General features: G+C 49.4%; 19 protein-coding genes. 5 read left to right on the top strand and 14 right to left on the bottom strand.

Annotated elements, in window-relative coordinates:
• Positions 1-61: 61 nt before the first annotated feature.
• Entirely contained in the window at positions 62-934 is an 873-nt protein-coding gene (gene ilvE / locus LLF78_05960) for a branched-chain-amino-acid transaminase (protein MCE5202037.1), read from the top strand.
• A 74-nt stretch (positions 935-1,008) separates the two neighbouring features.
• On the opposite strand, the gene LLF78_05955 is transcribed toward ilvE, so the two are convergent.
• The 7 genes from LLF78_05955 to LLF78_05925 all read right to left on the bottom strand — a co-directional run bounded on the left by LLF78_05955 (position 1,009) and on the right by LLF78_05925 (position 11,555).
• The gene (locus LLF78_05955) at positions 1,009-2,238 is read right to left on the bottom strand and encodes a phenylacetate--CoA ligase (protein ID MCE5202036.1); all 1,230 of its coding nucleotides are present in this window, start codon (positions 2,236-2,238) and stop codon (positions 1,009-1,011) included.
• A gap of 137 nt (positions 2,239-2,375) precedes the next feature.
• Positions 2,376-2,975 carry an indolepyruvate oxidoreductase subunit beta gene (locus tag LLF78_05950; protein MCE5202035.1) on the bottom strand — a complete coding sequence of 200 codons (600 nt, stop codon included), beginning with the start codon at positions 2,973-2,975 and terminating at the stop codon, positions 2,376-2,378.
• Positions 2,968-4,761 carry an indolepyruvate ferredoxin oxidoreductase subunit alpha gene (gene iorA / locus LLF78_05945; GenBank protein ID MCE5202034.1) on the bottom strand — a complete coding sequence of 598 codons (1,794 nt, stop codon included), beginning with the start codon at positions 4,759-4,761 and terminating at the stop codon, positions 2,968-2,970. The genes LLF78_05950 and iorA overlap by 8 nt, the downstream gene beginning before the upstream one ends.
• A gap of 425 nt (positions 4,762-5,186) precedes the next feature.
• Entirely contained in the window at positions 5,187-6,311 is a 1,125-nt protein-coding gene (locus LLF78_05940) for an ABC transporter permease (protein ID MCE5202033.1), read from the bottom strand.
• 2 nt (positions 6,312-6,313) lie between these two features.
• Entirely contained in the window at positions 6,314-9,079 is a 2,766-nt protein-coding gene (gene rbbA, locus LLF78_05935; GenBank protein MCE5202032.1) for a ribosome-associated ATPase/putative transporter RbbA, read from the bottom strand.
• On the bottom strand, positions 9,076-10,179 hold the full coding sequence (locus LLF78_05930; GenBank protein MCE5202031.1) for an efflux RND transporter periplasmic adaptor subunit: 1,104 nt from the start codon (positions 10,177-10,179) through the stop codon (positions 9,076-9,078). Before LLF78_05930 ends, rbbA begins: the two co-directional genes overlap by 4 nt.
• Before the next feature lie 44 nt (positions 10,180-10,223).
• Positions 10,224-11,555 (bottom strand): TolC family protein, encoded by a 1,332-nt coding sequence (locus tag LLF78_05925; protein ID MCE5202030.1) that lies wholly within the window; start codon positions 11,553-11,555, stop codon positions 10,224-10,226.
• Positions 11,556-12,015: 460 nt separating this feature from the next.
• Between LLF78_05925 and LLF78_05920 the strand changes: the two genes are divergently transcribed.
• From LLF78_05920 to LLF78_05910, 3 genes are all read left to right on the top strand, one after another.
• Positions 12,016-12,930 (top strand): phosphate butyryltransferase, encoded by a 915-nt coding sequence (locus LLF78_05920; protein ID MCE5202029.1) that lies wholly within the window; start codon positions 12,016-12,018, stop codon positions 12,928-12,930.
• 3 nt (positions 12,931-12,933) lie between these two features.
• Positions 12,934-14,010 carry a butyrate kinase gene (gene buk / locus LLF78_05915; protein ID MCE5202028.1) on the top strand — a complete coding sequence of 359 codons (1,077 nt, stop codon included), beginning with the start codon at positions 12,934-12,936 and terminating at the stop codon, positions 14,008-14,010.
• Between the two features lie 297 nt (positions 14,011-14,307).
• Positions 14,308-14,871, top strand: a complete 564-nt coding sequence (locus tag LLF78_05910; GenBank protein ID MCE5202027.1) for a DUF308 domain-containing protein — start codon at positions 14,308-14,310, stop codon at positions 14,869-14,871.
• Between the two features lie 130 nt (positions 14,872-15,001).
• Here the strand turns inward: LLF78_05910 and LLF78_05905 are convergent, their stop codons facing one another.
• Both LLF78_05905 and LLF78_05900 read right to left on the bottom strand, forming a co-directional pair.
• On the bottom strand, positions 15,002-15,673 hold the full coding sequence (locus tag LLF78_05905; GenBank protein ID MCE5202026.1) for a cytochrome c biogenesis CcdA family protein: 672 nt from the start codon (positions 15,671-15,673) through the stop codon (positions 15,002-15,004).
• Positions 15,674-15,675: 2 nt separating this feature from the next.
• A complete protein-coding gene (locus LLF78_05900) occupies positions 15,676-16,179 on the bottom strand; it encodes a TlpA family protein disulfide reductase (protein MCE5202025.1) in 504 nt (167 codons plus the stop codon).
• A gap of 358 nt (positions 16,180-16,537) precedes the next feature.
• Between LLF78_05900 and LLF78_05895 the strand changes: the two genes are divergently transcribed.
• A complete protein-coding gene (locus tag LLF78_05895) occupies positions 16,538-17,287 on the top strand; it encodes an aspartate/glutamate racemase family protein (GenBank protein MCE5202024.1) in 750 nt (249 codons plus the stop codon).
• A gap of 31 nt (positions 17,288-17,318) precedes the next feature.
• On the opposite strand, the gene LLF78_05890 is transcribed toward LLF78_05895, so the two are convergent.
• The 5 genes from LLF78_05890 to LLF78_05870 form a co-directional block, all read right to left on the bottom strand.
• The gene (locus LLF78_05890; GenBank protein MCE5202023.1) at positions 17,319-18,227 is read right to left on the bottom strand and encodes a DMT family transporter; all 909 of its coding nucleotides are present in this window, start codon (positions 18,225-18,227) and stop codon (positions 17,319-17,321) included.
• A complete protein-coding gene (locus LLF78_05885; protein ID MCE5202022.1) occupies positions 18,227-19,486 on the bottom strand; it encodes an MFS transporter in 1,260 nt (419 codons plus the stop codon). The genes LLF78_05890 and LLF78_05885 overlap by 1 nt, the downstream gene beginning before the upstream one ends.
• A 9-nt stretch (positions 19,487-19,495) precedes the next feature.
• Positions 19,496-20,428 carry a DMT family transporter gene (locus tag LLF78_05880; protein MCE5202021.1) on the bottom strand — a complete coding sequence of 311 codons (933 nt, stop codon included), beginning with the start codon at positions 20,426-20,428 and terminating at the stop codon, positions 19,496-19,498.
• Between the two features lie 196 nt (positions 20,429-20,624).
• Positions 20,625-21,710 (bottom strand): sodium ion-translocating decarboxylase subunit beta, encoded by a 1,086-nt coding sequence (locus LLF78_05875; protein MCE5202020.1) that lies wholly within the window; start codon positions 21,708-21,710, stop codon positions 20,625-20,627.
• Positions 21,711-21,969: 259 nt separating this feature from the next.
• Positions 21,970-23,325 carry a hypothetical protein gene (locus LLF78_05870; protein MCE5202019.1) on the bottom strand — a complete coding sequence of 452 codons (1,356 nt, stop codon included), beginning with the start codon at positions 23,323-23,325 and terminating at the stop codon, positions 21,970-21,972.
• Positions 23,326-23,526: the final 201 nt, after the last annotated feature.

Here is a 23,526-nt window from a genome sequence, read left to right as displayed (position 1 = left end):
TTTTCAGGCCATAAATAATAATATTTTATAAAGCACATAATAAAAATAGGAGTGATGCAGGATGCAGATATATCTTGACGGTAAATTCTATAATGAGGACGAGGCAAAGATATCGGTATTTGACTCAGGGCTCCTTTACGGTGATGGTATCTTTGAGGGGATCCGTGCCTACAACGGGCGCGTTTTCCGCCTTGAGGAACATATAAACCGTTTTTACGACTCTGCCAAAGCGATCGCGCTCAAGCTCAAGGAGACTAAGCAGGAGATGTGCAAAATTGTCGCCGACACATGCGGCAGGAACAATATGAAGGATGCATACATCCGACTCATCGCGACACGGGGCTGTGGAGATATGGGACTTAACCCGGTTACTAAGAAGAATCCCACGATAATATGCATTGCCTGCCAGATCGCACTATATCCCGAGGAAGAGGTCCGCAAGGGGATAACGGTCATAGTTCCGCCTACCAGGCGCAACTATGGAGAAGTGCTTGCCCCGCAGATCAAGAGCCTTAATTATCTTCCGAGCATAATGGCTCGTCTTGAGGCCCATAACGCGGGGGCGGTCGAGGCCATCTGCATGTCGCGCGAGGGCTACGTGGCCGAGTGCACCGGAGACAATGTATTCGTTGTCAAGGACGGGATAGTCAAGACCCCGCATCCCGGTATCGGGATCCTTCTGGGGATCACGCGCAGGGCGGTTATAGAAATAGCCGAGAAGATGGGTCTGCCTGTCCAGGAGACGTTTATGAACCGTTTTGACCTTTACTCGGCTGATGAGATTTTTATCTCGGGAACTGCGGCTGAAGTCGTGCCGGTTGCAAAAATCGACGGGCGTGAAGTAGGAGAGGGCGGAATAGGTCCTATAACTGCGGAAATCAGGGACCGATATATCAAACTTGTCCGCGAGGAAGGTTATCCCATCAACTACTGAGGGCTGTCAAACGGCAAGACAGGGAGCAAAATGATGAGACATCCTGCTCCCTGTCTTGATTTCCGTCCTTTTATTCAATCCCTGTTGTCTATTACGCGCTTTGTCTTCTTTTCGCTTCTCGGCAGTTCGCCGAGAGCCTTGACTTCAGGTATGACCCTGATGCCAAGCCCTGATTTGCAGGCACGCTCGAGCTCTTTTGCCAGCTCATCGCGGTTTGTCCCGTCGTTTGCCTCAGCCTGGATTATCATGCGGTCGCGGAGGTCTTCGTTCTCAAGAATGATGCGGTATTCACTCGAAAAACCTTCGATGCTGCGCAGGATGTCCTCTACCTGTGCCGGATATATGTTTGTGCCCTTCACCTTGATCATGTCGTCGCTTCTGCCGACGATCCGGTCTAGCCGCGGGAACGGCGAGCCGCACGGGCATTCTCCCGGGATCATCCGCGAGATATCACGAGTGCGGTAGCGTATCAGAGGTGCCGCTTCCTTGCGGAAAGCCGTTATGACTATCTCTCCCTGTTCCCCTTCAGGCAGGACTTTGCCTGTGGCAGGGTCTATTATCTCGCAGTATATGTAATCGCTGAAGTAGTGCATACCGCAATGTTCCGCACAGTCTATGGCTATGCCTGGGCCATATATCTCGGTCAGCCCGTATATGTCGAAAAATTCGATGCCCAATGTCTGATATATACGCTCTCGGATCTTTTCGCCCCAGCGTTCGGAGCCGAAGATGCCTTTTATGAGATGTATATCGCTGCGCATACCGCGCCGGTCGACCTCTTCGGCAATCAGCAGGCCATACGATGATGTTCCCACGAGTACGCTTGTTTTGAGGTCGCGCATGAGCTGGAGCTGTCTGTCCGTGTTGCCGCTTCCAGTCGGCACCACCATTGCGCCGAGACGTTCCGCCCCGGCCTGAAAACCAAGCCCTGCGGTCCAAAGTCCGAAGCCCGGCGTTATCTGCACCCGATCTTCACGTGTGACTCCGGCAAACTGGTAGCAGCGCTCCATCATTACGGCCCAGTCTTCAATATCCTGTCTGCTGTACGGCAGGATAACCGGAACTCCTGTCGTGCCCGACGAGGAGTGGACGCGGATTATCTGGTCATTGGGCACGCAGAGCATCCCCATCGGGTATGCATCACGCAGGTCCTGCTTTGTCGTGAACGGCAGGGTTTCAAATTGTTCCTTTGTCATCATCGTGTCGACAGGAAGCCCGTCGTATTTCATCCGGTACATCGGGCTTGCCTTTGCCGCTCTTCTCACCTGGGCGAAACACTGATTTATGATCGTTAATTCATTCATGCTTCTCAACTCCGCTCTTCTGTTCTATCTCTTGCCTTTTCTTATTACATTCCCGACTTGTTGTCTCCGTCTTGCAGCTCTGCATGTTGGGCGAGAAATCAAATCCTGTCACTCCGGATGTGCAGAAACCGGATCAATCAGCAGTTGCACCATCGTTTTGCTTCTTTTATCCCAAGTTCGAATGCGCGCTCGTTTATCCCTAGCAGCTTAGGGCGGATGCACTCCTTCATAACCTCCCGTATCTCCGCCTCGCTGAACGGAAGGATTTTGGAGCCTATGCCGGCTCCCAGGATCACAAGATTCAGAGCCCTTGAGTCTCCCGCTTCCAGTGCAAGCTGAGCTCCGTTGAGAAAAACTCCGTTGGGGATGTTTTCCTTAAGTATCGCGAGATATTCGTCGCAGAGGTATTTACCCTGCTTCAGCGCGACGTTGGTCGGAATAATGCAGTCCATGTTGATCACACCGGCTGCATTTGCAGCGAGTCTGGGAATCTGACGCGCTGCCTCGGCAGGCTCGAAGCCGAGCAGGATGTCTGCGTGGCGGAGCGGAATGACAGGAGAGACGTCCTCTGCGCCGATGCGCAGGTGGCTGGATACGGCGCCTCCGCGCTGGGCCATGCCGATGGTTTCGGATGTGCGCACAAAGAGCCCCTTTTTCCCCGCAGCTTCGGAGAGTATCTTTGAAGCTAGCAGTGTCCCCTGACCGCCGACTCCGGCTATTATTATGCTCTTAAACATTGCGGTCGCCTCTCTTTATGGCTCCCACAGGGCAGACATTCGAACATAGAGAGCAGTCTGTGCAGAGCGATCCATTGATAACGACCTTGCCATTTTCATCAGGTGTCATTGCGGGACAGCCGAGCTGTTTTATGCATTTAAGGCAGCCTATGCAGGAACTGTTGACCCTGTGGACTGTTTCAGGTCTTTTCATCTGGAATATACATGGCGCTTTTGTGATTACCGCGGAAGGGCCGCAGAAATCGACGGCCTCCCTGAAAGCAGCAACCGCGGTTTCGTAGTCGAACGGGTCGACAGTCGCTATATGTTCTACTCCGCATGCCCGGAGTATTGTCTCTATGCTGAGCGCTTTTGCGGGTTTGCCCATCGCAGTCCTGCCTGTTCCCGGGTGGGGCTGATGTCCTGTCATCGCTGTCGTGTGGTTGTCAAGCACAACAAGGGTGATGTCAGTATTCTGGTAGACGGCGTTTATTATCCCCGGGATCCCTGTGTGGAAGAATGTGGAATCGCCGGCAAAGGCTATGCACTTTGATCCAGGCTCAGCCAGTGCGAGCCCCTGTGCTACCGTGATGCCTGCTCCCATGCACAGGCATGTGTCGACCATATTGAGGGGAGCTGCGTTGCCAAGTGTGTAGCAGCCGATATCTCCGCAGTAGATGGCTTTTTTGACGTCTTTTGTCGCAACCTTGACCTCGTAAAAAGACGCGCGGTGCGGACAGCCTGCGCAGAGCACAGGCGGCCGTTTCGGGAACTCGGGGAGCACCGAAGCCGCTTCTTCCTCAGCTTTTATTCCGAGGTATGAGAAAAGAGCTGACTTGACTGACTCAAAACAATATTCCCCGTTCCACGGAAGGAGCCCCGTACGTTTGCCTAGTATGGGTACACGCCCCGCGGATTGTATAAGCAGCTGTTCCTCAACTACCGGATCCAGCTCTTCAAGCACAAGGACAGATTCTACAACAGAGAGAAATTCTTCTGTGATTTTCTCCGGCATCGGATAGGGAGTCCCCACCTTAAGGAGAGTCACGTCAAGGCCGAATTCGCCTATGACCTCCTTTGCGTATAGGTACGATACGCCTGAGACTGCGACTCCTTTTGTGCCGCCCGAAAATAATCTGTTGAATTTAAGATCGCTGAATTTATCCGACATCATCCTCTGTTTGGCCTCGAGCTCTCCGTGTTTTTTATATGATAAAGCAGGAAATATCGTCCATTCAGGTCTCTTTTCAAAGCCCGATACGGGTTTTAATGCCGGAACTTCTCCCAGCATAACGGTCGCGCTTGCATGACATACCCTTGTGGTAGGGCGCAGGATAACAGGGATTTGAAATTCTTCCGAAAGGTCAAACGCCGCCTGTACCATCTCATAAGCTTCCTCAGGTGAGGATGGGTCAAAGACAGGGAGGTTTGCATGCTTAGCGAAATGCCTTGTATCCTGCTCGGTCTGTGAGGACCACGGTCCCGGATCGTCGGCCACCGCGACCACCATGCCTCCGTTTATTCCTATGTAGGCGAGGCTCATGAGAGGGTCCGTTGCCACATTAAGGCCGACCTGTTTCATCGTCACCATTGAGCGTGCGCCGGCGTATGCTGCGCCCGCGGCAACTTCAAGGGCGACCTTTTCGTTCGTTGACCACTGCACATTGATGTTTGGGTCCTTTTCGTTGATGAGAGTTTCTATTATCTCCGTCGAAGGTGTGCCCGGATAGCCTGAAACAACCCTTACTCCGGCTTTTATCGCGCCGAGGGCTATTGCTTCGTTGCCCATGCAGACTCTGTTCGCCATTTCGGAATCCCCCTTCTGATAACTCTTAAAGAAACGCTGAATGATCACACATACAAGAAATAACGGTAGAACCATATTATGCCTGCGCCGCGCGCCCGGTCCAGGGCCTATGCATTAAAAGGGATCCCCTTAAAAAAGAGCCCTGTCTCATATATAAAAGACAGGGGCCCCTATGTGTGCAACAATGCAATGCGCAAATAATCTCTGCTCACAAATGTTCCTGATCTATTCTATATTCTGTCCTGAACTCTTCTTTTTTGCGGAAAAGGCTGCCCTCTTCCTTCCGCAACTCTTTATACCATGAAATGCAATAATGTCAAGGTTACAGCAGCTCCCTCTTTAACTTATGATAACTTTGACAAAGCTTTGGCACATAGAGAATCCATGCCGGTCAAATTTGGGCGCTGATATGTTTTACTATCCCACTAAGCCATCAGGCTGATGGTTTTACGGAATCTATTCAGCGCAATTCCGAAAATTACGGCCGCTATCACCGCCATCGCAAGAAAATTTGGCCACACGTCCTCAATACCGGCACCACGGAAAAGAATACCCTGCCCGACAGTAACGAAGTGAGTGCTTGGCGCGGCCAACATCACTTTCTGTACAAACACCGGCATGCTTTCGCGTGGGGTCAGGCCTCCCGAAAGCATCTGCATCGGGAGCAGGATCAGCAATGCAAGCATTCCGAACTGAGGCATTGAACGTGCTATAGTGGCCATAAAAATTCCCATTGAAGTTGTTGCGACAATGCACAGAGCTGCTGCACAAAGAAAAAGTAATACAGAACCATGGACCGGAACATTTAAGAATCCCTGTACAACGATCTTCAGCGATAATCCTGCGCTGATTATAACGACCAGCCCCATGGACCAGATCTTGGAAAGCATTATTTCTGTCGGTGTGACCGGCATTACCAGCAGATGTTCAATTGTGCCGTGCTCACGTTCGCGTATCAGGGCTGCTCCTGCAAGTATGATTGAGAGCATGGTAAGTCCGTTTATAATTTCTGCTAATGCTCCGAACCAGCGCTGCTCAAGATTGGGATTGAAACGCATGCGAAGCGCAAGGCTCACCTTTGGTTCTGCATTTATCCTGTAGCCCCGAACGAACTCACTGATTTCGTCTGCGACCATCTGCTGGATATAACCGCTTCCTGTAAATGCCTGAGTCATGCGGGTGGCATCCACGTTAAGCTGGATCGCCGGCGATTTCCCTGCAATCAAGTCGCTCTGGAAATCAGGCGGGATATCCAGTGCGAATGTGTATTTACCGTCGTCCAAGCCTGGATCTACCTCTGAAAAGGGGATCAACACAGGAGATTTAAATTGCGGATGATAGAAGATGGAGATGATGCGGTTTGAGAGGGCGGAATCATCCTCGTCTACTATGGCTATAGGAACATTGTGCAGTGTTTCAGGCATCGCAGTCGCTGCAATATATATCTGACCGGTGAACATGTAGATGATCAGAAACAGCATCATCGGATCCCGTGCGAGGCTCCAGAGTTCTTTAATTCCCAGACGATAAATATTTTTTACACTTGGCATTTTCAGGACTCCTGTTTTTTAAGAAGCAATATCGAAATGGTCATTATAACCGGCACTGCGAGCAAAATGGGCCACAAATACGGGCAAAGGCTGGAAAAGCCCAGAGCTTTATTGAACACTCCCCGGCAGATGTTAAGGTAATAGGTCGCCGGATAAATTTGCCCGATATAAAGTCCTATTCCCTCAAGGGAGGAAATAGGGTTTATGATCCCGGCATACTGGATTGTCGGGATCATGGTAATTATTATTGACATGAACATAGCTGCTATCTGGCTTTCTGTTAACGTTGAAGAAAACAAGCCAATGCCTGTGGAAAATATGACAAAGAGCAGCGTTCCTATAGTCATCGTCAGCAGGCTGCCTTTTATCGGCACGTCAAATACCGTGACTGCCAGGAGAGTCATCATTGCGAAATTCAGCATTGCTATGGCTATATACGGCAGCTGTTTGCCTATAAGGAATTCGGCGCGGCTGACCGGTGTGACATAGAGGTTGACAATAGAGCCCATCTCTTTCTCTCGTACGACCGACAGCGCAGTGAGCATTGCCGGGATCATAAGAAGCAGTAATGGAAAGACTGCCGGCACCATTGCGGGAAGGCTCTTTACATCCGGATTGTATCGGAACCGGGTTTCAATTGCGGCCGTACTGGCCGCGGCTGTCTGTCCGGGCTGTCTCCTTGCCATATCTTCAAGCCAATTCCGGTGCATGCCCTGTACGTAACCACGCACTGTCTCTGCGCGCATAGGCATAGCTCCATCCGCCCAGGCTCCTATCTGTACATTTTTCCCGTGTTTCACATCGCGGGAAAAATTTGGCGGTATTTCTATGGCCATAGTGAGTTCACCGGAGACCATGCGCCGTTCCAGTTCCGCATAATTTGTGATCGGCGGATTTTCTGTGAAGTATCGTGAGCCGGAAAGGTTCAGCGCATAATTCTGGCTCAGTACTGTCTGGTCACGATCAAGCACTGCGTAGGACAAGTCCTCGACATCCAGGCTTATACCATAACCAACGACAAACATGAGGATCAGCGTGCCAAACAGCGCCATTATCCCGCGAGCAGGGTCACGCGTTATTTCCAGTGATTCGTGCAGACAGTAGCTCCACGCCCGCTTCCAGTTAAACCAACGTTTATAGCCTGGGGGGCTGTCTTTCTGGTTAGGAACTTCTGCGCGCTCTCTCTTAACAGGAGAAGCAGAAGGAACGGCCTCATCATCTGAGATCGCCTCTTTAAGGTAATGAATGAAAGCTTCTTCCAGAGTTGCGGCGCCGCTTTTACTGACCAGATCAGCAGGCACGTCGGTAACAAGGACTTTTCCCGCGTGCATAAGGGAGATGCGGTCACAGCGTTCCGCTTCATTCATAAAATGAGTGGAGACAAATATCGTGACATGGTCGTTGCGTGAAAGGTCTATCATCAATTGCCACATAGTATCACGTGCAATTGGATCCACTCCTGAGGTCGGTTCGTCAAGAATGAGAAGTTCGGGTTTATGCACCATTGCCACAGCGAGTGAAAGGCGCTGGCGAACCCCAAGAGGCAGATTATTCGGCATCGCGGATAGGACTTCTCCAAGTCCAAAACGTTTAACCATTTCGTCGATCCGCCCGGGAATTTCCTCTTCGGGTACTTTGAAGAGCCGTGCGTGCAGCACGAGGTTCTGATAAACGGATAGTTCCGTATAGAGGGAAAAAAGCTGGGACATGTAGCCCACACGGCGGCGAGTGTCAATGTTTTTCGCACTGACCTTGCGCCCGAAAAGAGAGGCCTGGCCTTCTGAAGGCTGCAGCAACCCGGTCAGCATTTTCATGGTGGTGGTTTTGCCGCATCCATTTGAGCCCAGGAAGCCGAACACTTCTCCGCGGGCAATCTTCAGACTTACGTGGTCAACGGCAACGAATTTACCGAAGCGCATGGTGAGGCCTATTGCATCAATGGCATTTTCGGTATTTTCGTCCATAACAAGAGGCGGAATGACAACCTCGCGGTGATCCTTGCGTTTTTCTTCGGGCAGCAGGGCAATGAAAGCTGTGTCCAGAGAACTGGATTTTGTACGCTCAAGCAGTTCATCAGGTGTTCCGGTAGCCAGGACCTTCCCGGAATCCATAGCGATGAGCCAGTCGAAGCGCTGAGCCTCGTCCATATATGCAGTTGCAACAATCACGCTCATTCCGGAACGTTCGCTCCGTATGCGGTTTATGAGGTCCCAGAACTGCGAACGTGCAAGGGGGTCCACGCCAGTAGTCGGCTCATCCAGAATAAGAAAGTCGGGATCATGTATCAGCGCGCAGCACAGTCCAAGTTTCTGCTTCATTCCGCCGGACAATTTGCCTGCGGGGCGATCCATAAAGTTTGTCAGGTTCGTGCTTCGGCATAGCTCGTCTATGCGGCTCCGACGTTCATCCGCGTCTTGGCCGAACAGCCTGCCGAAAAACTGGAGGTTCTCCTCTACAGATAGTGTTGGAGCAAGATTTCTTCCGAGACCCTGGGGCATGTACGAGATACGGTTGCAGACATCATCGCGATGGTGTTTGCTGGCCATATCACCGCCCAGCACCATTATCTGTCCCTGTTGGATCGCCCTTGCGCCTGAAAAAAGAGACAGCATAGTGGATTTGCCGACCCCGTCCGGTCCGATCAGTCCAACCATGCAGCCTGCAGGAATTTTTAGTGAAACATTGTCCAGTGCAAGTGTTTTGCCATAATGCAATGAAACTTCAGTCATGCTGGCAACAGGGGCTGAGATCTTCTGGTCGGGGCTCATTTTTTCACCGTGATTTCCATATCTGCCGGCCATTTATCTTCGGGATTCAATTTGATCCATGCCACGCCGGGAAGCCCTGTCTTGACCATTTTTATGTGTTTCTCCAGAAGTTCCGGGGAAATTTTTGCCTTGACTTTGAACATCAGTTTTTGCCTTTCACTGGCGGTCTCAACAGTTTTTGGTGTGAACTGCGCAACGCTGGCGACAAAAGAGACCTTTGCCGGGATGACACTGTCAGGCGCTGCATCGAGTATTATTCGAACGTCGCTTCCGAGCGCGACCTGACCTGCTATTGTCTCAGGAAGGAAAAAGGTCATATATACATCACTGAGATCGACCAGGCTGAGGACTGTTCCTCCTGCCGGCAGGACCTCTCCGGGTTCTGCAATGCGATATTGTATGCGGCCGTTACGCGGGGCCTTCAGATGGCTGTCTTCTATATCAGCCTCTATGCGGGCAACAGTGGCTTGGGCGGCAGCCACACCGGATATGGAGTTGACGACCTGGGCCTCGGCTGCATTTACAGCTGCTTTAGCAGCTATGACCTGGGACTGTGCAGAAACAAGCTGAGCCTTTTTGCCGTCGAATTCCGAGGTCATATTATCGAATTCCTGAACAGATATTACATGTTCCTCCATCAGAGCTTTAGAACGCACATAGCGTGTTTGGACTCCGTAGAGTTCGCTTTCGCGCTGTTTAACAACTGCCTCCGCCGTAGCAACGTCGCCTTTTCGCACGGCGACCTGAGCTTTGGCTTCGGCAACCGCAGAGACAGCCTGCTCCTTTTTGGCCAGAGCTTCATTGCGCTGTGCCTCTAGCACTTCGACCTGCATCTTTGATAACAGTTGACCGGCTTTTACGAAATCTCCTTCGTCTGCCATTATCTCAACCACTCGTCCTCCCAGTTTTGTCGCAATATTTATCTCGGTCGCCTCGATGCGGCCGTTGCCACTGACAAGGCCCGCATGATCGTTTGAGGGCCTCAGGATCATCCACCCCGCTGCCGCTGCTGCCACGGCAACAGCTGCCACGGCGGCCCAGATAAAAATTTTTCTTTTTCTTTTTGGCGTTACAGCGTTTAGTATTTCAGGCTTAGACATTTATAAGCTGTTCCCCTTTCAGCAGAAAACTTTCAAAAGCACTCTTAAAATTCACCCATGGCATAAAGCAGGTCGGCATAGGCAGTTCTGGCTTCTGCAACCGCATTTGTCCTTGCGTTTCTCGTGTCGGTCATGGCAAGACGTGCATCCAGCACGTCGATGTTAGTGCCCATCTGATTCTGATAACGCTTCATGGCCATGCGGTAATCCTCCTCGGCCTGGACCACAGAATCTTCCGCAACTTTGACCCTCTGGATGGCTGAATCAAGGGTTACACTCGCCCTGGATACCTCCAGCCCTATCTCGCGCTTCAAATCTTCAATGCGATATAATAATTCTTCAGCCGCTCCCTGTGCCTCCACGACCTGTCCGTGGACTTTCCCTGAATCGAACAGCCTGAGTTCGGCAGCGATCCCTATACTCAATTCGTCCTCTTCTGAAGGGAATATATTATCATCGGTAACACGGGCCTGTGCAGAAAGCTCAACCTGCGGCATGACCTGTCCTTTGACAGCCTTTACGGTCTGGAGTGCGGCTTTTCTGGATGCCTCGAGACCTTTCAGTTCGGGTCTCAGCTCCAAAGCCCTTCCCAGAGGGTCTTCTGGAACAGGGAATTCCTCAAGGTTGAAATCTCCGGCCGTAACATTGTAATTTCCCTCCAGTGTCTGTCCCGTTATTCTCTCGAGCTGTTTCCAAGCCACCTTGACGTTGCTTTCTGCCCGAATTAACTCCAGCCGGGCCGAGGAAACCGAGACCTGGACCCTCAGGACCTCGTTCTTGGCAACGACGCCTGTGCGATAAAAAATTTCTACCTGCCGGAGATGTTCCTTGGCAAGATTAAGGGCCTCTGCTGCAACCTGAGCGCTGGAAACCGATTTCTGCAGTTCGTAAAAGGCGATGCGGACTCCGTTCTCAACCTGCTGGACAGTACGGTCCAGCTCTGTTTTTCTGGCGGTCACAAGCAGTTTTTCTGTTTGCGTGCGCGCAGAGAGGGTCCCGCCGCTATAAAGGACCTGGGTCAGGTTCAGCGCGGCACTGTAGGTTTCTTCATATCCCATGGGTACAATGCCGATCCTGGTTTTACCATCAGGAGCAAAGGCGTAAGCAGAAGGCGTTTCGTTCAGTTTTTTATACCCAAACGATCCGTAGAGTTGAGGCATCTGGTTTGATCTTGCCTGTATCAGGCGTCCCTCTTGTTGACGTACGCGAGTATCAGCGGCAAGAATGAGAGGATTGGCTTTCCGTGAAAGAACCAATAGTTTCTCGAGAGTAAGTGTTTCAGCGCAATCGGCCCCAGTGGCTATAAGTCCTATAGTGAATACCGCGATGCAGACAACCGTGAAATATGATTTGGTGAACAGGTTATTTAACTTCATTGGACACCTTCTCTTCATAAAATAACATTGCTGACAGAAATCCCCCATATATAAAAGAAGCCCGGACCTTGAAGAATATATATAGAATCACGGACTGAAAAACAAAAGTTAAACTTCAAACTGTTTACATTATATCATAATTTCCCGGCTAAATTCACTGCTGTCCAAAATAGCAAAAATCTAAAAAATAAGATCCGGTTATAGAAAAGTTTTTCAATGGAATATCGGATAAAATTAAAATCATGTTGCCAATATGATATTTGAGCTAATTTATGTTGCTATAACTACTTGAATAGCCACTTATAAAAATCTATATCGGACATGTTTGAGTTATAATATAATAATGAAAGTTTCTCCGTTTTTCCTATGGAAGAGGTTCTCCTTTTTTGTTGATTTAATGAGATATGAAACGGTCATCTCAGCTCAGCATATTATTTTATAGGGTAGGGGGGTATATGGTATGTATAAAAGATTCATAGAAATCATGGACAGTTGCGGCTGTCTTGCCGGCAGCAGAATCGTGGTGGCAGCGGCAGACAGCGAAAGCGTTGAAGCCGTTCGTCTCGCAGTGGTGCGCGGCCTTGGGCATGCGACGCTTGTCGGCGATGAAAACGTCATCGTTCCGGCAGTAAAAAAAGATGGGATTGAGGATAAGGTTGATGTCATCCATGCGGCCACGCCGGCGGAAGCGGCGGCAAAAGCGGTGAGGTGCGTTCGCGAAGGGAGTGGCGATGTTCTGCTAAAAGGCCTTGTTAACACTTCGGACTTTCTTCACGAGGTGCTCAACAAGGAATCCGGGCTGAGGACAGGACGCCTTTTGAGTCATCTTGCAATCATGGAGATTCCAGGAGAGAACCATCTTTCATTCTGCTCGGATGGAGGCTTCAATGTAGCACCGAACCTTGAACAGAAAAAACAGATACTGCGCAATGCGCTTGAGGCTATCCACGCTCTTGGTTACGAGCATGTAAATGTTGCATGCCTTGCCGCCAATGAGAAAGTAGATCCGCACGTTCCTGCGACAGTAGATGCGGCGGGGCTCGTTGAAGCTTGGCGTAACGGTGAGTTTGACGACCTTCCGTGCACATGCACAGTCGAGGGCCCTATGGCCATAGATGTAGTTGCATCGAAAAAGGCCGCGGAACACAAGGGCATAAGGAGTGAGATAGCAGGAAAAGTGGATCTTACGATCGTACCGAACATCGAATGCGGCAACGTCCACTGCAAAACGCTCGTACACTACTGCCACGCTGATATGGCCGGCATAGTGCTTGGCGCTATGGTCCCGATCATACTTGTATCACGCTCGGATCCTGCTGAGACGAAGTTTCTCAGTATGGCAGTCTCTTGCATAATCTCTGGAGGGATGAAATAGATCATGTTCAGCATACTTTCGATAAACCCGGGCTCCACATCTACGAAAATAGCCTGTTTCAATGACGAGGAGCTTATCTTTGAAAAGAACATCCCGTTAAGTGACAAGGAGCGCGCCTCCTTCCCATCTGTTCTTGATCAGCTTGACCGACGGTTTGAACTTATTTCGGAGGCACTTGGCGCAGCCGGTTTTACGGATGGCAGGTTTGACGCCGTAGTAGGACGCGGAGGGCTAATCGCACCGGTCCCGAGTGGTACATACGTCGTCGGAGACAGCATGGTGAGCTATCTCAAAAAAGCCCCGCGCGGCGAACACGCGTCGAACCTTGGGGCGCTTCTTGCCCGTAAATTCGCCAGGTTGTCCGGTTGTCCGGCGTACATAGTCGACCCTGTTTCGGTAGATGAACTCTCTGACGTGGCCAGGATATCAGGTGCGCCTGAGATGGAGCGCACAAGCCTTGTCCATGCGCTGAACCATAAAGCGGTGGCGCGCAAGGTCGCGGCTAAGCTCGGTAAGAAATATGAGGACTGCCGTTTTGTAGTTGCTCACCTTGGTACCGGGGTGACTCTGGGAGTGCACTGTAACGGACGTATTATAGATGTCAGCGGAGCTAAGGCTGAAGGGCCCTTTTCACCGGAGCGTGCCGGCGGACTTCCTGTCGAAGGGGTTATCGACCTCTGCTTCAGCGGTCGCTATACAGAAGATGAACTTAAGAAGAAACTCCTCTCTGGCTGGGGGTTTGTCGCATATCTGGGGACACGTGACCTGCGTGAGATATTTAAAATGGCCGAGACCGACAAAAAAGCGGAGATAGTACTTGAAGCGTTTGTCTATCAGGTGGCCAAAGGTATCGGGGAGTTCTGTACTGTGCTGGATGGCGACATTGATGCGATAATCATCACCGGAGGCATGGCACATTCGGAACGTCTCATGGAAATGCTGCTGAAAAAAATAAAATTCCTTGCCCCTATAGAGATCGTCCCCGGAGAAGATGAACTTGCGGCTCTGGCAATGGGTGCGCTGCGGGTCCTTAAAGGGGAAGAGCGGCCGCGCAGCTATCCTGATGGAAAATATGTTTAGGTCAAACTACAGCGATGCTACGATACGGTATGCCGAGTCAGGTTTTATAACCACGGTACATTTATAAATTTTGGTTTCATTGATATTACTGTCCCGTCACTGTACCGCATGACTTATGATATGAACATATAATACAAAAGGGGGGCGTTTTCAATGAGATTCAGAAAGAGACCCGGATTTTGTCCGCCCTGACTGCTTATACTTCCGTTTGTGGCAGTTGCCGCAACTATACCTTGGATTGTATTCCAAATTAAAAAAATATCCGAACGTTTTAAAAGATGAAGGGAGGGAATGTCTATGTTTATGAGGAAAATTTCAAGGGATGACCTTGTAAAAAGCAAGAAAAGATTTTACTGGACCGGTGCAATTATGCTGGTAATTGGTTTCTTTTCGCTCTCGATGCCGTTGCTTGCTTCCTTTGCGGTCGAAGCGCTTGTGGGCTGGCTGCTTCTTGCTGTCGGTATAGGCGAGGGCTGGAGCGCGTTCAGATGTTTTCGGGACGGTGATAATCCATGGCAGCAGTTGTTCATGGCAGTTATATCATTTGCTGCCGGACTGATATTCCTGCTTCATCCTCTGGCCGGAGTAATGACGCTGAGTATCCTGCTTTCGGCCTACTTTATGGTTGACGGGATAACGAAGGTGATCGAATATTTCAGACTTCGTCAGATCAGAGGCTCAGTCTGGATCCTTATCTCAGGTATACTTGGTATAGTCCTGGCGTTCATGATGTGGAAAAACTTTTTTACCGGAGCCTCGATAATTGGGATAATTTTAGGAATTGACCTTATTTTCAGCGGAATAAGCTTGATACTGCTTGGCAGGGGTTGTTCGGAAGCATCCAAAAACTGCGAGTTATAATTTTTCATACCTGATAAAACTCCATAAGGGCAGGACCGGCTTGATCGTCAGGTCCTGCCCTTATGATTTGCAATCAGCTCAAATACAGCAGATGCAGGCGGACGAAGTGGAAAAATTCCTCTCCTTAGTCTCAATCAAAAAGAGAGGCCCAATAGCCGAATGAATCAGACATTATAAGCAGGCCTGCGATGACGAGTATTATGCCCGAGATAAACTTTATTTGTTTTCCATGTTTTTTGAGCCATTGGAAAACTCCTTTGATGTTTGTAAAGAAGATCGCAGCAACAACGTAAGGAATGCCCAGCCCCATGGAGAAAACGAAGAGATAGAAAATACCTTGGAACATAGTTTTGCCATTGCCGGCAAGCATTAATGCTGATCCGAGGAATGGACCAAGACATGGGGTCCAGCCCAGAGAGAAAGCGGAGCCGAACAGTATCGCGCCGAAGAATCCCCTGCGCTGGACCTTGATGTCGAGTTTTTTTTCAATATCAAGGAAATCTATCGTAAAAACACCGAGAAAGTGCAGCCCGAATATAAATATTACAAGGCCGCTCAGCCTCTGGAGCAGGAACCTGTGTGCGCTCATCAAGGAACCTATTGCGGTAGCCGTAGCTCCGAGTGCCATAAATATCAGAGTGAAGCCGCAGACAAAGCCTATAGTGTTGACAATGCTTGCGCGGCGTCCGTTCTCTGTCTCTGCCGCAAGGTACATAAGGTATATCGGCAGCATGGGGAGCATACAGGGTGATATGAAAGCAAGCAGCCCCTCCAGAAAGAGAAAGGGGATATCCGCCGTCAAGTTTATTGTGCCTCCCGCACTAGCTTCATTACGGCTTCTTTTGTCGTTCCGCCTATTATCTGTCCGCGTACGAAGCCTTTTGCGTCGATGACATAGGTCGTAGGAAGGTACTGAATTGAGTAAATCCCTGCTGCCGTACCTTTTTCATCAAACAGGACCTTCATGCCATACTTATTCTCCTTAATAAATCCTGTCGCAGTTTTCTTTGTCTCCCGTCTGCCGTCCGTCATGTTGACCGCCAGCAGCACAACTTCGCCGGACTTCTTGAATTCTTTGTCCATATCGTTGAATTCAGGCATTTCGGCTTTGCACGGCGGACACCACGATGCCCAGAAATTAAGGACTACGACCTTTCCCTTGTAATTATCAAGGGAGACGGATTTGCCATCGAGATCCATGAGCGTAAAATTTTTCGCCTTTGCGTTGTTCTCAAGAGCGGGAACTGCTGCGGCAAAGCCGAGCAGGGCAATGACCATTATCAGAAATACGACATATTTCTTTTTCATCGCTGTCACCTCATATCGCTTAAAATTTAGTAACTCAACTTTCCCACCGTCTTTCCCGCATGCTTTTGAGCGGGGATCCAGGAACTTCAATATTTTAGAGCCACTGGTTCTCCGCTGAATAACATACAGAGAAGACGAAAAACAGAGGTTTTGGATCCACTAGCAGCAAGAGGTGGGAAAGTTTGAGTTAGTAATATATTATGTGATTCTATAAGATAAATGACACGATGTAATAAGCGATACCACTTATTTTTAAATCTGCTGAAATAATTATGTAATTTGGACTGTACCTTGACAATACGTTGCATAAACTGCTATTTTATTTAGCGTTATTTATAATTTATTGGGAGGGGTTTTTATGCCATTTTACAAGATCAAAAACAGGACACGTTCATGGGATGGGGAGCCGATAGGGATACTTATCCTTGACGCGGCATACCCGTGTGTACCCGGAAACGTAGGCAATGCGACCACCTACCCATTTCCGGTGCGCTACCATGAGGTCAGAGGCGCATCTATAGAAAGGCTGCTCAATCAATGTGACCCTTCACTCCTTGAACCGTTTCTGGACGGAGCTCGCAAGCTGGAAGCAGAAGGGGTACGCGCCATCACGGGAGCATGCGGTTTCATGGCGCTCTTCCAGCAGGAGATAGCCGATGCGGTAGATATCCCTGTCTTTATGTCAAGTATGCTTCAGGTCCCGTTCATCGCACGCACGCTGAAAAGGGGACAGAAAGTCGGAATAATTTCCGCCAACGCCTCCGTAATGACAGAGCAGCATCTGCGTAACGTCGGTATCACGGCAGACATCCCGATTGTTCTTTACGGCATGGAGGACAAGTATGAGTTCCGCTCATCCGTACTTGAGGAAAAGGGCACCATGGACACGGATGTAATAGAAAAAGAAATTCTTGAAGTCTGTGACCAGATGCTTAAGGATCACCCAGAAGTTGCTGCTATAGAGCTTGAGTGCAGCGATCTCCCCCCGTTTGCCGCCGCTGTCCACGAACATACGGGCCTGCCTGTATTTGATTTCATCACTATGATAAGGCATATGGAATCAGCCCTGGACCCGACGAGGTATGTCGGCAATCAGTATCATATGTAATAATCGCTGACTGATCGTGAAACTTATGATGTCATTTGTTGCTGTATCTGGTTTTAATGAATCCCTCCATCTCAGTTATTATCATCCCTGCGATTATCAGCAGACCGCCGAATGCACCCTGGAGATGGAACGGATCCTGCCCGCTTATGACAGCTACAAGGTAGCCGAAGAATCCTTCAAGCGAGAAGATAACGGCGACATGTGTCTCATGTGTGATGCGCTGTGCTTTCAGCTGGATAATGAAGCAGAGTATAGTGTTGCCGAGTGATACAAAGAGCAGTGTTGTCCATATTTTCACGGAGAATGATGCTATGTCGGGTATCGGTTCGAAAATGAGCGCTATTGCTGTCATCACAAGAGCGAGCATTATTATGTGAAGAGCCACGAGTCGGATAGGTTCGACGCGTCTTGCGCAGAAGCCTGCTGCGAGTACCTGTAATGCGTAAAAAATAGCCATGATGAAAGAGAGAAAGTCTCCAAAGTTGAATCCCATGCCCGGGGTGAAGCCCATTACGAGAAGCCCTGTCGTTGTTACGACTGCACCGGCGAATATCCAGCTGCTGGGCTTCTTTTTATAAATTGCCCATACCAGGAGCGGAACCATAATGACGTTCAGTCCTCCGATAAAGGCCTGTTTGCTTGCCGTGCTGTAAAACAGACCAAACGTAAGTGAGATGAATGTGCCTGTAAGCACGGCAGTGAGAAGGGACGACGTTACCCAGTCCTTTTTCGTCGCAGAGATTATTTTTTTGGGGAACATGATTATCAGGAAGAATGAACTGAGCAACATTCGCAATGCGACAGCCCATAGCGGCGTTATCTCGCGAGCCAGCAGAGCGCTCATAGGTATCCCTGCGCCCCATATGAAGGCAACTAGGACGAGCATCATATCTGCTGTAAGTATCTGTCTGTTTGTGTAAGTTTCCATGCTATCGATCATTAAACGACCCCCTGATTTTTCAGCGCGATCTGTATGCTGTTATCCAGCCTGTCAATCTTTTTCATAAAGTAAAAAGCTATTACTGAACAGCACGTGCCGCAGATGAAAAGCGACCAGTCAGTACCCAGCAGGTCGCCGATTTTACCGGAAAGCAGGCTGCCAAACGGAGGGATCCCGATTATAGCAAAAGTATACAGTGCCATGACGCGGCTTCTGCTTTCGTCCGGAAACATTGACTGGATAAGTGTGTTGCATGCTATTGTACTTGTGACCATGCAGAATCCAACCGGAGCCGCGAGTATAATTCCAAAGAATATATTGCGGGACAAAGAAAACAAAAGCACGGAGAGGCCGAAACCGATGCACATTCTCGTACACAGCCATGCGAGTTTTGCGGTTGATTTGAGAGACGCCAGAAGAAGCGAACCGGCAAGCGCGCCTATTGCCACTCCCATAAGCAGCAGGCCGAGGGTCATAGAAGTACCTCCAAGGACGCTCTTTGCCATCGCAGGCATGAGGACGATGCTGGGAAACGAAAAAAAACCCGTTATCGCGATCAGGATCAATAAATAACGGCTTGGCGCGAAATCATTCACGATCCTCAATCCCTCGAGAGTGTCGGCTATAGGGGTGTTTTTACCTCCGGTCCTGCCTATAGGAGGACGTTTCATCTTCATCATCTTTACAGCTATCATCGTTGTAGAATATGCAAACCCATTGATAAGAAAACAGACGCTCTCTCCGACGGCGTGAATAACAAAGCCTCCGATGGTAGGGCCGACAAGCCGCGCCGCGTTGAAAACAGCTGAGTTCAATGCGACTGCGTTTGAGACGTCCTCCTTTCGGTCGACCATATAGGATACGAGCGAATAGCGGCAGGGGAGTTCAAACGAATCTATCAGGCCAAGCATGAAGCTCATAAAGACTACTATATGGAACGTAACAAGGTCGGTGAACGTGAGAAAGGCAAGTATCATGGCGATGATCATGCATCCCGCCTGGCAGAAAAAAAGGGTCCTGCGCAGATCCCAGCGTTCGATGAGCGCGCCTGCAAAAGCAGTGAAAAAAAATATAGGAATAGATGCGGCGAAATCCATTATACCGAGAGCGCTGTTTGATCCCGTGAGCCGGTAAATAAGCCATCCCATTGCGACGCGGTGCATCCACAGTCCGGTCAGCGATATTGTCTGGGCTGTGAAAAATATGCGGTAGTTTCTGCTGCGAAGCGCACGTAAGGCATGCGGGATAGTGAAGTTCATGATGGCCCTTTAGAGGCTCACTGTTACGGAGCCTGCGATTATCAGGATCACTCCGCACCACTGGAGAGGGCGGAGGCGCTCCTTGAGCACAAAATGTGCGAAGAGGGCCGCCATAAAAGGGCTTGTGGAAGTTATCGCTGTTACGATAGCCACAGGCATGACCCTTATGCATGATGAATACATAATAGAACCCAAGCACAGACCAATGACCGCCGCGCTAAGGAAGTATATCCAGCCTGCCTTTGGCACATCTTTAAGAGGCATGATAGATTTGGGCGAGAATATATGCAGTGCAAAACGATAGCCCCAGGCAAGCAGGACAAGAGCAGCCGCACGGTAAAAAGTGATCTCGACCGCACCTAACCCTGATTCTATCATTGCAAGCTTTGTCAGCGGAGCGCCGAGTGCCCAGGCTCCCCCGGCGCAGATCGCCAGAAGGAAGCCCCTCATGAGCCGCGACATTCCTAATTTGCCAACTGATATATCAGGCGCCGGTTCCTGCTTCCTGCCGCCGAAGCGCAGGAAAAAGAGTCCGCCGACTACGACTGTTACGCCAAAAAGCACAGTTATCGTCACAGGTTCGCCGAGCAGCAGCCATGAAGTAAGCGTCACCAGTATAGGATATGAATTCGAGACAGGCACTGCGAGTCCTATCCCGATTTCCCTGATTGCTATGAAATAGAGGATATCTCCTATGATATACCCGAAGAGGACGTTGCCCATTATTAAAAACAGTGCTTTTGCAGAAGTGACTACAGTTATGTGCCCACCTGTATATATCAGAGCGATAATCAATGATGCGAAGAAGAACGAGATCGATCGTATGGGATTGATCTCATTGGATGTGCACTTTGACAAGGCAAACCCGCGCCCCACCATAATCGGCGAGGCCGCCCATAAAGTTGCGGTCGCAAAGCTCAGAATGAAACCCCACAGCGGCATAATATCACCTCTTATCGAACTGATATATTGTACACTATCTGCATGGAGAGCGCTGTCCGATAATTGTATGATATCGCAGGACTGAGCGGCAAAAAATCGCCTTTGGACTACGGGGAGCACCCGTGAGCCAAAGGCGTCAGATTTGATCATTGTAAATTGTGTCAGAAAAGATATTTTTTAGTCCCGGTTTCTGGGCCTAGCCTCCCAGATATGCCAGAAGCAGCCCTCCTGCGAGTACGGAGCCGATCTGCCCTGCGACGTTGGCTCCAACTGCGTGCATCAGCAGGTGGTTTGATGGGTCCGCCTTCTGCCCCATCTTCTGGATAGTCCTGGCGGACATCGGGAAAGCGGAGATGCCGGCTGCGCCGACCATGGGATTGATCTTTTTCCCCTCAGGCAGTACCAGGTTGAGCAGCTTTGCCGTCAATACTCCACCCGCAGTGTCCAGTACGAATGCAACCAGCCCCATACATATGATTATCAGGGTTTTCACGTTGACGAACTTATCGCCGGTCATCGTAGCGGCAATGGAGAAGCCCAGCAGTATAGTGACGATATTTGCCAGTTCGTTCTGTGCTGCCTGTGAGAGTCTCTCCGTGACGCCGCTCTCGCGCAGCAGATTGCCGAACATGACGAACCCGAGCAACGAAACAGAAGCTGGAGCTATGATGCCGCCGACAAGAGTTACCGCTATCGGGAAGAGAAAACGCGCTCTTCTTGTCACGATTTTGGTCGGGGGCGGCATCTTCATCATGCGTTCCTTCTTCGTAGTGAGCGCCATTATAACGGGAGGCTGTATGAGCGGTACAAGGGCCATGTATGTATATGCCGCCACGGATATCGGTCCCAATAAATGAGGTGCAAAACGTGTTGAAACATAAATGGAAGTCGGGCCATCGGCGGCACCGATGATGCCGATCGAAGCTGCCTCATAAACGTTAAATCCGATCAGCAGCGCAAGCCCCATAGTAAGGAATATTCCAGCCTGTGCCGTCAGCCCGAAAAGGAATACCTTTGGGTTTGCAAGCAGCGGTCCGAAGTCACACATCGCACCTATTCCTATAAGTATCAGCAGAGGCAGTATCTCTGTGGCTATCCCCATGCGGAACAGCATTGACAATGCTCCTTCGACGACCTTGGTGCCTGCGACCTGGTCAAGTGCGGATGAAAGAGGCAGGTTGACCAGAAGGGTGCCGAAGCCCATCGGCAGAAGCAGGTTCGGCTCGAAATTCTTTTCGATCGCCAGATATATAAGGAGTGCTCCCACCCCCATCATCACCATGTTCTGCCATGTAATGTTTTCTAAAATTTGTGTGAACAGATCCACTTGTCATTTCCTCCCTGTGTTTTCATGATCGCATATAAAACAACTATAAGTCAAAAAACATAAAACAATGCTCTTAATGGGGCGACTTAATAAGCATTGTTTATCGTATCAGCTGTAAAAACACGTTAACCATTCCTGAACAATTATAACAGCAAAACATAATTACAAAGGTATTCAGTCTATTTCATGCTCGAAATATTAGGAAGAGCCGGCACTAAGGGAAAAAGACGTATGTGACAGGGATCAGTATAAATAGGGAGAGTACGACCCTCATAACATAAATGACAGCCAATTGCCAGAAATGAATCTGCATCGTTGAATGCCAGATATGTATTCCTATCTCGGTTAAGTTGATTAGGCCAACTATTGTGAGGCAGATACAGAGGAATCTTGCAGTTTCAGTAACGAGCTCCTGTGCGTAGGCAACGGCCAGGTACTGGTCTATGAAGGCGAATACTGCAGAGTTCCCTATCACCACTGCTTCTGCAATGCCGGCTGATGTAAGTATCCATGAGAGAGGTGCCGCAATTATTTTCATAACCGGTGTCAATTCAGCTATTACAATGAGTAATGTGCCAAAGGTTATCATCAGCGGAATCGTGCCGAAGATCAGCGGTATTGCAATAGAGAGAGATTCATGCAGATATATTTTGGCATTCATGTGTCTTGCCTTGCTGATCCCGCGGATAAGAGCCCATTCAAACAATGTGTGGCCGTGACGGGAATCTCCCTGCGGAGGGTTGTAGTTGTCCATGCCATTGTGATAAGAGTCTGGTATATTTTTCAGAGGCCACAGTCTTGGGAGGATGGCAGCAAGAAGAAATATCGTCAAATAAACGGAGAAGAGCACTTGTGTAAATGCATAGCTCATGCCGAGCAGTTCAGTGACTGCGTAAATATTATATATACCAGTCACAGAGAAGCAGGTGACCATTATGGCAGCCTCTCTGTCTGTGTAATAGCCGCTATGATGCATTTTTGCACTGATGATAACTGATATAGAGCTGCTCCCTATACACGAGGCGATACAATCTACTGCCGTGCGTCCCGGTACTTTAAACAGAGGCCTCATCACAGGGCTCGCATAGACAGCGACGAACTGGACGAAGCCAAAATCGAGAAGCAGCGGGGCTGTTATCGAGATGACAAGCGTCAGTATAAAAAGCCGCGGCGCAAGGTTTATGACAGTAATCTCCGCATACTTTATAAAGACGCCAAACATTTCCGGTGTGCCCCAGACTACGAGCATGGCAATCGGCAGGCTGCAGAAACGAGATGTAAACGAAAGTGGGCCGTGAAGCAGGTTTTCGCTGAAAAGCGGGTTGCTTAATATCCATTGCGGGCGCAGGGACACAGCTATAACGTTCAGAGTGACGATGAAAAAGCAGAGCATAACGATAATTATTCCAAGGTCGTCATTGAACCGTATAAGAAGGGATTCTTTTGTATGTCCGATTAGAGTGTTGATCTTTCCGTGCAAAGGGAAGGGGAGCATAAACGCAAAAATCCCCATGAGTGACGGTATCAGGAAGAGAGTAATATTTTTAACAGAATGCAGTAATGTATCCACCTCCCCGTAGAGGCTAATTATAGCAGAAAAATCAGATAATAATAAACAGCGCGCTGCTCATTACAACAAAAGGAATTTTAATTTAAACAAGGGAATAAAGTTGTGTAAAAAGCGGCATGAAACATTGTGATAAATTTAATGTTGAAAGTAATATGTCAGCATATCACTGCCTATAGTGCCTCAAACAGCAGATTTGTTTTA

This window comes from Synergistaceae bacterium (assembly GCA_021372895.1).
Classification (GTDB): Bacteria; Synergistota; Synergistia; order Synergistales; family Synergistaceae; genus JAJFTP01.
This window is presented reverse-complemented; position numbering and strand designations above follow the sequence as displayed.